At 73.5% G+C, this 13062-nt stretch carries 9 protein-coding genes and 2 pseudogenes; 8 read left to right on the top strand and 3 right to left on the bottom strand.

The features are described 5' to 3' along the window. The 8 genes and pseudogenes from E6U81_RS38930 to E6U81_RS38895 all read left to right on the top strand — a co-directional run. Positions 1 to 216 (top strand): annotated as a pseudogene (locus tag E6U81_RS38930) (septal ring lytic transglycosylase RlpA family protein); the annotation flags it as partial. A gap of 116 nt (positions 217 to 332) precedes the next feature. Continuing rightward, the gene (locus E6U81_RS38925) at positions 333 to 2780 is read left to right on the top strand and encodes a SpoIIE family protein phosphatase (RefSeq protein ID WP_240804277.1); all 2448 of its coding nucleotides are present in this window, start codon (positions 333 to 335) and stop codon (positions 2778 to 2780) included. Between the two features lie 41 nt (positions 2781 to 2821). Beyond that, positions 2822 to 3673: a class I SAM-dependent methyltransferase gene (locus E6U81_RS38920; protein ID WP_136234715.1), complete on the top strand. Its 852-nt coding sequence runs from the start codon at positions 2822 to 2824 to the stop codon at positions 3671 to 3673. A 144-nt stretch (positions 3674 to 3817) separates the two neighbouring features. Then, on the top strand, positions 3818 to 4231 hold the full coding sequence (locus E6U81_RS38915) for a hypothetical protein (protein WP_240804276.1): 414 nt from the start codon (positions 3818 to 3820) through the stop codon (positions 4229 to 4231). Positions 4232 to 4292: 61 nt separating this feature from the next. Beyond that, the gene (locus E6U81_RS38910; protein ID WP_136234714.1) at positions 4293 to 4916 is read left to right on the top strand and encodes an NAD(P)H-dependent oxidoreductase; all 624 of its coding nucleotides are present in this window, start codon (positions 4293 to 4295) and stop codon (positions 4914 to 4916) included. A 44-nt stretch (positions 4917 to 4960) separates the two neighbouring features. Then, positions 4961 to 7210 carry a catalase gene (locus E6U81_RS38905; protein ID WP_136234713.1) on the top strand — a complete coding sequence of 750 codons (2250 nt, stop codon included), beginning with the start codon at positions 4961 to 4963 and terminating at the stop codon, positions 7208 to 7210. 28 nt (positions 7211 to 7238) lie between these two features. Further along, positions 7239 to 8216 carry a polyphosphate kinase 2 gene (gene ppk2 / locus E6U81_RS38900; protein ID WP_136234712.1) on the top strand — a complete coding sequence of 326 codons (978 nt, stop codon included), beginning with the start codon at positions 7239 to 7241 and terminating at the stop codon, positions 8214 to 8216. A gap of 106 nt (positions 8217 to 8322) precedes the next feature. After that, positions 8323 to 9357 (top strand): hypothetical protein, encoded by a 1035-nt coding sequence (locus E6U81_RS38895; protein ID WP_136234711.1) that lies wholly within the window; start codon positions 8323 to 8325, stop codon positions 9355 to 9357. Positions 9358 to 9366: 9 nt separating this feature from the next. Here the strand turns inward: E6U81_RS38895 and E6U81_RS38890 are convergent, their stop codons facing one another. The 3 genes and pseudogenes from E6U81_RS38890 to E6U81_RS40680 all read right to left on the bottom strand — a co-directional run. Next, a complete protein-coding gene (locus tag E6U81_RS38890; RefSeq protein WP_136234710.1) occupies positions 9367 to 10905 on the bottom strand; it encodes a GTPase in 1539 nt (512 codons plus the stop codon). Next, positions 10902 to 12854 carry a dynamin family protein gene (locus E6U81_RS38885; RefSeq protein WP_136234709.1) on the bottom strand — a complete coding sequence of 651 codons (1953 nt, stop codon included), beginning with the start codon at positions 12852 to 12854 and terminating at the stop codon, positions 10902 to 10904. The genes E6U81_RS38890 and E6U81_RS38885 overlap by 4 nt, the downstream gene beginning before the upstream one ends. After that, a pseudogene (locus E6U81_RS40680) lies at positions 12851 to 13062 on the bottom strand (hypothetical protein); the annotation flags it as partial. The gene E6U81_RS38885 and the pseudogene E6U81_RS40680, both read right to left, overlap by 4 nt.

The following is a 13062-nucleotide window of genomic DNA, read 5'->3' as shown; positions in this document are numbered from 1 at the left end:
CTGTCGGGCGAAGCCGGTCCGCCGGCGGCCACCAGCGGAACCTTCCCCGTCGGAACAAAGCTGAAGGTCACCAACCTCGACAACGGCCAAGCCACGACCGTCACCGTCAACGGCCCCTCCGGCAGCTGCGTCCTCCTCAACAACGCAGCCTTCGACAAGGTCCGAGAACCCGGAAAGAACCTCATCCGACGAGCACGCGTCGAACGCGTGAACTGACCGTCCGGCCCGGATCCGGGCCGGATCCGGGCCACCGGACGGCGCAACGCCCCTGGCTCCCGCCGCGGACATCGGCCAGCATGAGAACAGCGGACCGGCGGACGAGATGGGCACGCATGCGCGCCACCGAGAGCAACCAGGACTATCCCTTCGCTGTCACGAACACGGCCGCGGCCCTGCTGGACGGCGCCGGGACGGTCGTCGCCTGGACCGGGGCGGCCGAGGCCCTCCTGGAGCGGCGGTCCGCCGACGTGTGCGGCCGGCCGGCCCGGGACCTCCTCGCGGACGCGGGCGGCTGGGACGCGGTGCTGGCCCAGGGCGGCAGGCCCGGCGGTCCGGAGGGCGCGGAGGGCTGGGAGGGCCGTGCCACACTGCGCCACGGCTCGGGCGGCGAGCTGGAGATCGGCTTCCGCGTCCTGCCGCTGAACGACGGCATGCGGCACGACACGGCCCGGTTCCTCGTACTCGGCGCGGCCCTGGACCTGGTCGCCCGATGGCGGCAGGACCACGCCTTCACGCACGAACTGTTCCTGCAGGGCCGCGTGGGCCTGGCCGTCTTCGACAGGAACCTGAGGCTGCTGCGGACGAACTCGCACCTGCTGCCGTACACCGGGGTGCCCGTCGACCTGCGCGGCCGGCGGCTGGCCGACTTCCTGTGGGCCGAGGACGCGCGGACCATCGACGACCGGCTGTGGGACGTCGTGCACAGCGGGACCCCCCTGGTCGGTTTCAACACGACCGTACGCACCCTCGACGACCCCAGAGGCGGCCGGATCGTCACCATCCAGGCCTTCCGGCTCCAGGAACCCGAGGGGCACCCCATGGGGGTGGCGGCGGTGTTCACCGACGTCACCGACCACGAACGCGCCCGCGGTCGCCTGGACCTGCTGTACCGCGCGACCGGGGCACTGGGCGGTTCGCTGTCCGTGCTGCGCACCGTGGAGGACCTGGTGAAGGTCCTGGCGCCCGCGTTCGGCGACTGCGCCGCGGTGGACCTCGCGGAGACCGTGCTGACCGGCGGTGAACCGCCCGCCGACGGGCAGCTCACGCTGCCCCTGATCCGGATGGCCGTCGCCGGAACGGAATCGGAGGCCCTGCGCACGGGCACCGCCCAGTTCGCGGCGCCGCTCGCCGCACCGGGGGCGCCGGAGTGCCGGGGAGAGCTGGTCACCGGCCTCGGTGACCCGCCCACGGGCTCCGGGCACGACGCGCCCCCGGAATGGGCCATGACCGTCCCGGACGCGCATTCGGCGATGACGGCCCCGCTGTGCGCGCGGGGCATCAGGTTCGGCAGGCTCACGCTCTGGCGCACGGGCGACGCCGCTCCGCCGGAGGAGGACGACCTCGCCCTCCTGGAGGAGATCGCCGCCCGCGCGGCCGTCGCCGTCGACAACGCGCGGCGGTACACCAAGGAACGCCGCACCGCCGTGGGACTGCAGCGCAGCCTCCTGCCGCCGGCCACCTCGGAGAAGCCCGCGCTGGAGGCCGCCGGGCTCTACCTGCCCGCCGACGCGGACAGCGGAGTGGGCGGCGACTGGTTCGACGTCATCCCCCTGTCGTCGGCCCGCGTCGCCCTGGTGGTCGGGGACGTCGCCGGTCACGGGCTGCACGCCACGGCCATGATGGGACGCCTGCGCAGCGCCGTACGCGCGATGGCGGACCTGGAGCTGGAACCCGAGGAGCTGCTGGCGCACGTGGACGACATGGTCCTGCAGTTCGCCTCCGAGGCCGAGAACGGCGACCCGGACGACGGCGACGCGGGCATTCCACTGCCGTCCGGACCGGCCGGTGCCACCTGCCTGTACGCCGTCTACGACCCGGTCACCCGGACCTGCGTCATGGCGAGCGCGGGCCACCCGCCGCCGGCCGTGGTCGGCCCGGACGGAACCGTCGAGTACGTCGAACTGAGCCCCGGCCCGCCCCTCGGGGTCGGCGGCTGGCCCTTCGAACCGGTCGAACGCGAGCTGCCGCCCGGGAGCGTCCTCGCCCTCTACACCGACGGCCTCATCGAACGCGGGGAAGGGGACATCGACCACGGCATGCGCGACCTGGCGGACCGGCTGCTGCGCTCGGACGTGCTCGGCCGGCCGCTGCGGGAGGCCCGGCACGACATCGTGGCGGGCCTGCCGCCGGGCAGGCTCCGGGACGACGTCACCCTGCTGCTGGCCCGTACCCGGGCGGTGGAACCCGGCTCGATCACGACGTGGCTGCTCGACCCCGACCCGGCGGTCGTCGCCGACGCGCGCCATCTCGTCCTGGCCCAGCTGACCGCCTGGGACCTCGACGAACTCTCCTTCAGCACGGAGCTCATCGTCAGCGAGCTGGTCACCAACGCCATCCGCCACGCCGGCGGCCCGGTCCGGCTCCGCCTGATCCGGGCGGACACCCTGACCTGCGAGGTCTCGGACTCCAGCAACACGCAGCCGAGGATGCGGCGCGCGCGGAGCTCCGAGGAAGGCGGTCGCGGCCTGTACATCGTCGCCCAGCTCTCGCACCGCTGGGGCAGCCGCTACACCATGGGAGGCAAGACCGTCTGGTCCGAACAGAGCCTTCCTCTCGCCTGACGGTCCGGACCGGCGGTCCGAAACCACGGGAGGTGGTGGCCGTGAGCAGCACTCCTCGGGTCGATCCCTCGAACGCCGAGCAGGCGGGTGCCTGGGACGGCCGGGAGGGCGCGTACTGGGCGGAGCACGCCGACCGGTTCGACCGCGCGATCCGCCCGTACCTCGCGCACTTCCTCGCCGCGGCCGACGTGTCCGCCGCCGACCGGGTACTGGACGTCGGCTGCGGCACCGGCGAGACCACCCGTGCCGCGGCGCGGCGGGCGAGCGGCGGCCGGGCACTGGGCGTGGACCTGTCGGCGCAGATGCTGCGGGTGGCGCGGCAGCGGGCGGTGGCCGAAGGAACGGACAACGCCGAGTTCGTACAGGCCGACGCGCAGGTCCACGCCTTCCCCGCGGCATCCTTCGACGTGGCCGTCAGCCGCACCGGGACGATGTTCTTCGCCGACCCGGTCGCCGCGTTCCGGAACATCGGCGGTGCGCTGCGGCCGGGCGGGCGCCTCGTACAGCTGGTCTGGCAGGAGGCGGCGGGCAACGAGTGGTTCCTCGCGTTCACCCGGGCCCTGGCCGCCGGACGGCCGATGACCGGGCCGCCGCCGGACGCTCCCGGGCCGTTCTCGCTGGCCGATCCGGACCGGGTGCGGGCCGTGCTCGGAGCCGCCGGCTTCACGGACGTACGGCTGGAGCCGCACGGCGAGGCGATGTGGTTCGGTGAGGACGCGGCGGACGCGGAGCGGTTCACGCTGGGACTGCACGGCTGGATGCTCGACGGACTCGACGACGAAGGCCGGCGTCGTGCGGTCGACGACCTGCGGGCCACCCTCACCGCGCACGAGACCGGCGACGGCGTTCGCTACGCCTCGGCGACCTGGATCATCCACGCGACCCGCCCCTGAGCCGCGGCCTGCCCGGCCGCGGGCGGATCAGGCCGGACAGGGGCGGACAGGGGTGAATCGGGGCGCCGCTTGCCGGTGCGCAACCGGGGTAGGCGCCAGCCGTGCCCGGCAGCTCGTCCGGGCACGGTTCCAAGGAGCAATTCCATGATCCTCATCCTCGGACTCATCATCCTGATCGCCGCCGTCGTCGTCGGCCTGGCCGGAATATTCGGCAATACCGGCGCGGGGCACGAACTGGGCGCCGGCGGTGATTTCTCGATCTTCGGCTACCACGCCACGGGCTCTACCGGGTCTCTGTTTCTGACCGGAATCATCGTCGGAGCCGCAGCCCTTCTGGGCCTGGCTCTGGTCATGATCGGCGCCCGCCGTGCGGCCCGTCGGTCGGCGCAGTCGCGGCGGGGACTGCGCGCATCGCGCCGGGAGGCGGCCGTCGTGGACCGCGAGCGCGATGAACCGATCCGACAAGGCGACGACGCCCGCGCCGAGAGCAGTGCCCCGGTGGCCGACGCCCCCCGTGATCGAGGCCGTTGGTTCGGCCACCGAGCCGCGCACCGCTGACAAACGGAATGAATCGCAGCGATCGCGACATCAAAGGCGGGGGTGCGGGTAGCCGGAGACCATGAACCCCGACAACCACACCCCGCTCCGCGCTGTCGCGCTCGTCTGCACCCTTTCCCCCTCCCCCTCGCCTTCGAGCTCCCAGTTGCTGGCCGAGCAGGCCATGGCCGCCCTCGCCGAGCACGGCGTGACCGGGAAGACCGTCCGGATCGCCGACCACGACGTGAAGCCCGGCGTGCAGACCGACATGGGCGACGGCGACGCCTGGCCGGAGATCCGCGACACGATCCTGGGCTGCGACATCCTCGTCCTCTCGACGCCGATCTGGCTCGGACACCCGTCCAGCACCGCCCAGCGGGTCCTGGAGCGGCTGAACGCGGAGATCTCCGAGACCGACGACGAGGGCCGTCCGCTCACCTACGGCAAGGTCGCCGCGGTGTGCGTCGTCGGCAACGAGGACGGCGCCCACAAGGTCAGCGCCGACCTCTTCCAGGGCCTGAACGACGTCGGCTTCTCCCTCGCCCCGAACGCTGTCACCTACTGGGTCGGCGAAGCCATGCAGGGCACCGACTACCAGGATCTCGACAAGACCCCCGAGAAGACCGCCGCCACGACGGCCGCGCTCGCCGCGAACACCGCCCACCTCGCCCGCCGCCTCAAGGCCGCGTCGTACCCGGCGAGCTGATCTGCGGCTTCACCTCGCCGACGGGGGCCCCAAGGAGAACGATCATGACGAAGCAGCATTCCGCCAAGGACACCGCCGACAACGGGCTGCCGGGCAGTCCCGGCCCCGAGTCACCGCCTCTGATCGAGCCGACGCAACCCGTCGAGCCGCTCCCCCCGAAGGCCGACCAGGACGGTCCCGCCACGGTGAGCCCGACCGGGCAGCCGACGGGGGCGGAGCAGGCGCGCGTGGCGCAGAGCGGCGCGTACCTGACCACGGCCCAGGGAACGCGCCTGCCCGACTCCGATCACTCGCTGAAGGCGGGGTCCCGCGGTCCGGTCCTCCTCCAGGACCACCATCTGCGCGAGAAGATCACGCACTTCGACCACGAACGGATCCCGGAGCGGGTCGTGCACGCACGCGGCGCCGCCGCGCACGGCGTCTTCGTCGGCTACGGGGCGGCCGGTGAGGTGTCGAAGGCGGCGTTCCTCGCCAAGGACGTCCGGACGCCCGTGTTCGTGAGGTTCTCCACCGTCCTCGGCTCCCGCGGTTCGGCGGACACCGTGCGCGACACACGCGGCTTCGCGACGAAGTTCTACACCGACGAGGGCACCTTCGACCTGGTCGGCAACAACATCCCGGTCTTCTTCATCCAGGACGCGCTCAAGTTCCCCGACGTCATCCACGCCGGCAAGCCCCATCCCGACCGTGAGATCCCGCAGGCGCAGAGCGCACACGACACGTTCTGGGACTTCGTGTCCCTGCACACCGAAGCCACCCACCACACCCTCTGGAACATGTCCGACCGAGGGATCCCCCGGTCGTTCCGGATGATGGAGGGGTTCGGCGTCCACACCTTCCGCCTGGTCAACGCGGCCGACGAGAGCGTACTGGTGAAGTTCCACTGGAAGCCGAAGCTCGGCGTGCACTCCCTGGTCTGGGAGGAAGCGCAGATGATCTGCGGGATGGACCCGGACTTCCACCGCCGCGACCTCTTCGACGCCATCGAGGCCGGTGCCTTCCCCCAGTGGGAACTCGGCATCCAGGTCTTCCCGGACACCCCCGACCAGACCTTCGAGGGCGTGGACCTCCTCGACCCCACCAAGATCGTGCCGGAGGAGCTCTCGCCCGTTCAGCCGATCGGGCTGATGACGCTGAACGCCAACACCAAGAACTACTTCGCCGAGACCGAGCAGGTCGCCTTCCACCCCGGCCACCTGGTACCGGGCATCGACGTCACCGACGACCCGCTGCTCGCCGGGCGGCTCTTCTCCTACCTCGACACCCAGATCAGCAGGCTCGGCGGGCCGAACTTCGGCCAGATCCCGATCAACCGGCCGCACGCGCCGGTCAACGACATGCTCCGCGACGGCATGCACCAGACGGCCGTGCACACGGGGGTCGCGCCGTACCGGCCCAACAGCCTCGACGGCGGCTGCCCGTTCCTGGCCGGAGCCGACATGAGCGCCTTCGTCGAAACGCCGGTGGAGGTTCCGGCGGCGAGCAAGGTCCGTGAGGCACCCGCCTCGTTCTCGGACCACTTCACCCAGCCCCGGCTCTTCTGGCTCAGCATGACCCCGGCCGAACGCGAACACATCGTCGCCGCGTACACCTTCGAGCTGAACAAGTGCCACGAGCAGGCCGTCAAGGAGCGCACCCTGAAGGTCCTGGCGAACATCGATCCGGAGCTGTGCGAACAGGTCGCCACCGGCCTCGGACTGCCGGCGCCCGCCGCCACCGTCCCGCTCGTCGCGGCCGACCCCAGCCCCGCGCTCTCCCAGATGGGCGGCACCTGGCCGACGGACGGGCGTGTGATCGGCATCGTCGCCGACACCGAGGCCGATCCGGACGGCGTACGGTCCGCCCGGCGGGCCGTCCTCGACGCGGGCATGGTGCCTCTCGTCGTCGCCCCCACCGGTGGCACCCTCGACGGCGACGGCGAGCCGATCGCGGTCCAGCGGACCTTCGCCACCGCCCGCTCCGTCGAGTTCGACGCCCTCCTGCTGGCCGGCGTACCCCGGGCCGGTGCCGACGCCTACGGGGCCCGCGACGCCAAGGCCGGCACCGCCCGGCCCCCCGAAGCCCCCGACCCGCGCGTGCTGCTGCTCGTCACCGAGGCGTACCGGCACGGCAAGGCCGTCGGCGGCTGGAACGGAGCGGAGCACCTGCTCGAAGCGTGCGGCATCGGAGCGGACGACCCCGGCATCGCCGTCGGGGACGACAGCGCGGCGACCGTCGAGGAGCTGAAGCGCGCGCTGGGCGAACACCGCGCATGGGACCGCTTGCCCGCCGCCCTCACCGGGCCGGCGTCGTAGAGTCACATTGCGTGGGTAGGGGCCTGGCATGGAAGACCGAGAGACACCGAGGACCGGGGCGGAGAACCTGCTGACCGGTCTGAGCGTGGACGACCGCAGGCCGGAGCAGCCCGTGCTGCTGGACTCGTCCGGCGCCGCGATCCGTACGTGGCGGGAGAACTACCCGTACGACCGCAGGATCAGGCGGAGGGAGTACGAACGGACCAAGCGGATCCTGCAGATCGAGCTGCTGAAACTGCAGCGCTGGGCCAAGGACACCGGAGCCCGGCTGGTGGTCGTCTGCGAGGGCCGGGACGCGGCGGGCAAGGGGGGCACGATCCGGCGGTTCACCGAGCGGCTCAACCCCCGCGGGGCACGGATCGTGGCTCTGGACAAGCCGACCGAGCGGGAAGCGGGCCAGTGGTACTTCCAGCGGTATGTCGCCCATCTGCCGGCAGCCGGTGAGATCGTCTTCTTCGACCGCTCCTGGTACAACCGCGCCGGGGTCGAGCGGGTGATGGGCTTCTGCAGCCAGGACGAGTACGAGCTGTTCCTGCGCCAGTGCCCGACCTTCGAGGCCATGCTCGTGGACGAAGGGATCCTGCTGGTCAAGTTCTGGTTCTCGGTCTCCCGCGCCGAGCAGCGCACCCGTTTCGCCATCCGCCAGGTCGATCCGGTGCGGCAGTGGAAACTGTCCCCGACGGACCTGGCCTCCCTGGACCTGTGGGACGCCTACACCACCGCGAAGGTCGAGATGTTCCGGGCGACCGACACCGACCACGCACCGTGGACGGTGGTCAAGACCAACGACAAGCGCCGGGGCAGGCTGGAAGCCATCCGGAGCCTCTTGTGGCGCATGGACTACGACCGCAAGGACGAAGCGGCGGTGGGCCCACCGGATCCGCTCATCGTCGGTGCGGCCGACACGCTCCTGGAGCCGGGCGAGGAATCCAGCGACCTCTCCCCCACCCCCCTGGCCGGCCCCTCCGTCGGCCCCGGCCTGCACCCCCGCCCGGCGGGCGCCTGAGATTCCTGCTCGGCGGGCGGCTCGGCACCGCGTCGCGAAAGAGCCCCGCCGGGCCGTGGAGTGGCGCTAGCCTGGGCGGGCCGGACGCCGATGCGGGGGGATGCCGATGGCGGGCCTCGGAACGGGAGCACAGGGCGGCAGGCAGCGCCGACTGTGCCTGATCGTGGATGTCGAGAAGTACAGCGGGCGCAGCCACCGGGCCCAGATGCGGGTCCAGGACGGTGTGGCCCACGCGCTCGACTACGCCTGCGAGCGCGGCGGAGTGCGCCGGCAGGAGTGCGCACTGCAGGACCGCGGCGACGGTCAACTGCTCCTGCTGCCCGCCGGGGTGGACGAGGCGAAGGCCGTGCCAGGACTCGTACAGGGCCTGCGGGACATGCTGCCCGTGCTGAACGCCCGGGCGGCGACGGACGAACAGATCCGGCTGCGCGCCGCGCTCGCCCAGGGGTCGGTGCAGCGGGCACCCCTGGGCTTCGTCGCCTGGTCGGTGGAGCTGGCGTCACGGCTGCTGGACTCTGCGGAACTGCGCACGGCCCTGGCGGAGTCGGCGGGCAGCGACATGGCGCTGATCGTGTCCGACGACCTGTACTCGGACACCTTCGCGACCGGTGCGGGCGGCCTGACCGGATCCGCGTTCCGTCCGGTGCGGGTGGACCTCCCGGAGAAGCGGTTCTCCTCGGACGCGTGGATCAGTGTGCTTCCGCGGGGCCGCACCGCTCCGCTCGGGGTGGCGGTCGCACCGCCCGGCGGGCTTCCGGCGCGGCGCGGCCGCGGCGTACGGGCGGGTGGCGCCGCCCTGGGCGTGTCCGGGGCGTACCTCCTGGTGCGGGCGCAGCACCAGCGTGATCCGGAGGGCCACTCCGCGGACTCGCCCGGCCATGACGAGCGGCACGACCAGCACGACCAGCACGAGGAGCACGCGCACCGGACCGGTGAGGGGTCGGCGGACATGGGCCATGACGGGCACGAGGGCGAGCAGACCTGGGACGAGGGGCACCTGACCGAGAGCGATGTGGTCGAGTCGGCCGACGGGACCGGATACACCTCGGTCTCGGACTACGTGCACGGCGAGAACGGCCACGAGCCCGACCCGCATCCCGTGGCCGACTGGGACGACGGCCACGGCCACGACCGGTGGTGAGGACCGGGATCAAGGGGCCGCGGCCCTGAAGCAGAGCTCCTCGCACAGCTCTCGGGCCGTCCGGGCGTGGCGTTGCAGGATCCGGGACGGCCCCGATTCGAGCCGTCGCCAGCGGGCCGCCGCCTCGGCCGCCGTGCGGGCCGCGTGCGCGGAGTGCGAAGCCGTGGTACCGGGGACCGGTTCCGGCAGGCCGAGGCAGGCGGCCGTCGTGGTGCCGGTGGCCAGGCGGAGCAGGGATGCGGTGTCCGGCTCGGACAGGCGCAGCCGTCCGGCGGCGAAGTCGGCGAGGGCCGGGGCGAGTTCGGTCTGGCGCAGCAGCGGGTGGCGGCGCAGGGCGGCGATGCCGGCCCGCAGGTCGTCGAGGGCGCGGTGGGCCGCCGGGCCCGGGGCGTCGCCGCCGAGTGCGGTACGCGCTGCCTCGTCGAGCAGCTTGAGGGCGGCGGCGGCCCGCAGCCGGTCGGCGGCCGCGTCGAAGCGTCGTCCGATCTCGTCCAGGAGCGCGTCGATGCCCGAGGCCGCCCGCAGCGCCGCCAGCAGCACCCGGGCTCCGGGGTCGGCCGCGGCGGGTACGGCGTCCACGGCGGCGCCGATGCCGTAGCAGCCCAGCAGGTCCAGCAACCGGGCCCGGCCGGGCGCGTCGAGGGGGCCGTCCGGCCAGTGCAGGAACTCGTGCGGGGAGTACAGCGCCCGGTCCAGGTCGTCGCGCGGTGCGGCCGCCAGGCGCCGCAGCAGGGCGGCGTCGACCTCGGTGAACTCCTCGCCCAGCGCCGTCTGCGCCAGCAGGCCCGCCACGGGTACGACTCCGGACAGCAGACCGGTCAGCCGGGTCGTGTAGGTGGCGGCGACACGGCGGGCGCGGGGCCAGGGGTCGCCGGTGCCGTCGCCGAGTTCGTCGATGCGGCTGAGGACGCCGACGACGTTGAGTGCGGTCATCCGGTCGTGGGCCTGCCGGCGCAGCGACTCCAGCGCCTCCGCGTCCCCGGCACCGGGGTGCGGCATCACGTACAGCAGGGCGTCGGCGGTGCCGAGCGCGCGCAGTGCGACGCCGTCGAGTCCGCTGAGGGTGTCCATGCCGGGAGTGTCCACCAGGGTCCACGGGCGACCCGGTGCGTGGCCGCCGGCGGTCTCGACGACGATCTCCTCGATCTCCTCGCGCGTCGAGCCGAGCAGGGTCATGTCGCGGGGGATGCCGCCGCCGGGGCGGCCGGGCACGTGGTAGCGGCGGCCGTCGGTGCGGCGCACCTCCAGGCGGTTCTGCACGCCGCCGCGGAACCAGGCGACCAGCGTGGTGCATTCGGTGGCCCCGGTGGCCGCCAGGCGGCGGCCGAGCAGGGCGTTGACGAGCGTCGACTTCCCCGCGTTCATCCGGCCGCCGACGGCGATGCGCAGACCGGGTTCGGCCAGGCGCAGCCTTACGGCGGCCAGGGCGGCGGTGACGGGCCCGCCGGGAGGCAGATGCGGGGCGGCGACGCGGCAGAGCGCGTCGGCGCGCCTGCACAGCTCGCCCGTCGGCCCCGCCGCGGTGGGGCCGGTGGGTCCTATCGTCATGCGTGCTCCGACTCCTGCTTCGGCTCCGGCTCCCGCTCTGCGGCAGCGGCAGCGGCAGCGGCAGCGGCGGCGGCCGCCGGGTGGCCGATGGCCGTGGCGAGATCGCGGCCCCGGGCGATCAGCTCGCCCAGGATGGCCGAACGGCGCCGGGCGCTCTCGCGTTCCTTGGCGAGCTGTTCCCGGCCTGCCGCGAGATTGCGCTGGAGCTCCTCCAGTTCACCCTCCAGGATCGCGCGCTGGGCGGAGACCTGGTCGGTGATGCGCGCGGTGATGCGTTCGCTGACGTCGTCGACGGTGCGGGTGATCTCCGGGGGGATCTCGGTGGTGAGTTCGGCCACCAGGCGGTGTGCGTACCGCATCGCGTCACCGCGTACCCGGCCGAGGTCGGTACGGCGCTTGCGGCGGTTGGAGAGCAGCGCGATCATGCCGAATCCGGCGGCGAGCGGCAGCAGGACGCCGCCGGTGGCCAGCGCCGTCACGGTGGCCGCGAGCCCGCCCGCACCCCAGGCGGGCATGACCCGCTCGACGAGGGCGAGGGCGCCGCGGTTGTCGTGGCCGGTGCTGACCAGGGTGGGGAGCGCGTCCAGCCGTTCCGGGCGGGCGAGGGCGAGTTCGGCGACGGCCGGACCGGCGTCCAGGCGGCACTGGTGTTCCATGAGGGCGACGAGCCGGGCGACTCCCTCCCGGGTGGCGTTGTCGAGGTCCAGCCAGATGGCCTCGACACCGGCCTCCAGGTCCCGGGGCAGTTCGCCGGCGAGGTCCGGGCCGCAGGACGCGGCGATCTTCTCCTCGGCGAGCTGGCGCAGGTCGTTGACGTTGCGCTGGAAGCCGACGCGGAGCCTGCGTTCCAGCTCCCGGGAGGCCTGGCGCAGGTTGCCGCGCCAGGTGGCGTCGGAGCACTGGAGGGCGCGCAGGGCGTCGCGGTGGCCGCGTACCTCGTCCTGGAGCGTGGGGTCCTGGGCGAGGGAGCGGAGCCGGCGTTCCTGCGCGGCGGCGAGGGGGGCGAGCACGGAGAGCGTGACGTGGAGGGCGTTGGCGAGCCGCAGCCCTGCGGCCTCCTCGGCGATCCGGCCGGACAGGGCCTCGGTCAGCGGGCCGAAGCCGCTGGCCTCCATGCGGCGTCCGGCGGTCTCCCGGTCGCCGGCGGCGGCCGCCGCGTCCGCGTCCTCCTTGGCACGGCTGCTGACCGGGAACCAGGGGGCGTCGGCGTAGCGGGGGGCGTGCTCGGCGAGGAGTGCGCGGTTGCGTTCCAGTACGGCGGGCCACTCGCGGTACTTGTCGGTCTGGGTCAGGACGAAGACCACCTCGGCTATGCGTTCGGTGGCCTGCTCCAGGAACCGGAGTTCGGACGCGGTCAGTTCACTGGACCCGTTGACGACGAAGACCAGGGCGTCGGCCTGGGAGAGGGTCGCCATCGTGATCCGGGCGTGGCCTGCGACGAGCCCGCCGACGCCGGGGGTGTCCACGAGGGTCAGCCCGGTGGCGAGCAGGGGTGCGGGGACCCCGACCTCGACGTGGTGGACGTCGTCGCGGCGGGCGGTCTGGGTGACGGGGTCGACGGCGGCGTAGGCGGCGATGTCGGCCGGATCGATGGTGAGCGGGGCGGAGCCGCCGGTCAGGTGGGCGACGGCGGAGGGGCGGTCGGCGTGCCGGACGACGAGGTGGACGCCGGTGGCGACGTCGACCTCCACGGGCAGCAGGCCCCGGTGCCCGATCAGGGCGTTGATCAGGGAGCTCTTGCCGCGCTTCTTCTCGCCGACGACGACGAGGGAGGCGGCGCCGGAGCGGATGCGTGCTGCCTCGGCGCGGACGGTGGCGGCCGCCTCAGGGGAGACCGGCGTGCCGTCCGCGGCCTCGGAGCGGGCGGCGCGGTCGAGGAGGACGGCGGCGTCCGCGACGAGGCGCAGCACCTCGGCGGCGCGGGGGTGGGTGTGGCGGATGTCGGTCATGCGGACCCTCCTGGGTGGGAGCGGTTCGGGTCGTCGGGGGCGGGTTCGGCGTCGTCCGCTGCGCCGCGGCCTCGGCCGGCCCGCCCGTCGGCATCGGGTGTGAGAACCCCCCACGCCCCGGCCGACCCGCCCGGGACGGGCGTCGCGCCCGGGCCCGTACGAGGCCCCGCGGCGTCGGCGGCGCCCTCGGCGGCCGCGCCGGGGCCGG

The sequence above is a fragment of the Streptomyces sp. A0592 genome (genome assembly GCF_004795115.1).
GTDB lineage: Bacteria > Actinomycetota > Actinomycetes > Streptomycetales > Streptomycetaceae > Streptomyces > Streptomyces erythrochromogenes.
The sequence above is the reverse complement of the archived record's forward strand: the minus strand, read 5'-3'. Positions and strand labels throughout refer to the sequence as shown.

Excerpts from the sequence above, each read along its gene's own strand:
- E6U81_RS38915 (WP_240804276.1), top strand. The coding sequence starts at position 3,818 with ATGATCCTCATCCTCGGACTCATCATCCTGATCGCCGCCGTCGTCGTC.
- E6U81_RS38885 (WP_136234709.1), bottom strand. The coding sequence starts at position 12,854 with ATGACCGACATCCGCCACACCCACCCCCGCGCCGCCGAGGTGCTGCGC.
- ppk2 (WP_136234712.1), top strand. The coding sequence starts at position 7,239 with ATGGAAGACCGAGAGACACCGAGGACCGGGGCGGAGAACCTGCTGACC.
- E6U81_RS38905 (WP_136234713.1), top strand. The coding sequence starts at position 4,961 with ATGACGAAGCAGCATTCCGCCAAGGACACCGCCGACAACGGGCTGCCG.
- E6U81_RS38890 (WP_136234710.1), bottom strand. The coding sequence starts at position 10,905 with ATGACGATAGGACCCACCGGCCCCACCGCGGCGGGGCCGACGGGCGAG.
- E6U81_RS38910 (WP_136234714.1), top strand. The coding sequence starts at position 4,293 with ATGAACCCCGACAACCACACCCCGCTCCGCGCTGTCGCGCTCGTCTGC.
- E6U81_RS38895 (WP_136234711.1), top strand. The coding sequence starts at position 8,323 with ATGGCGGGCCTCGGAACGGGAGCACAGGGCGGCAGGCAGCGCCGACTG.
- E6U81_RS38925 (WP_240804277.1), top strand. The coding sequence starts at position 333 with ATGCGCGCCACCGAGAGCAACCAGGACTATCCCTTCGCTGTCACGAAC.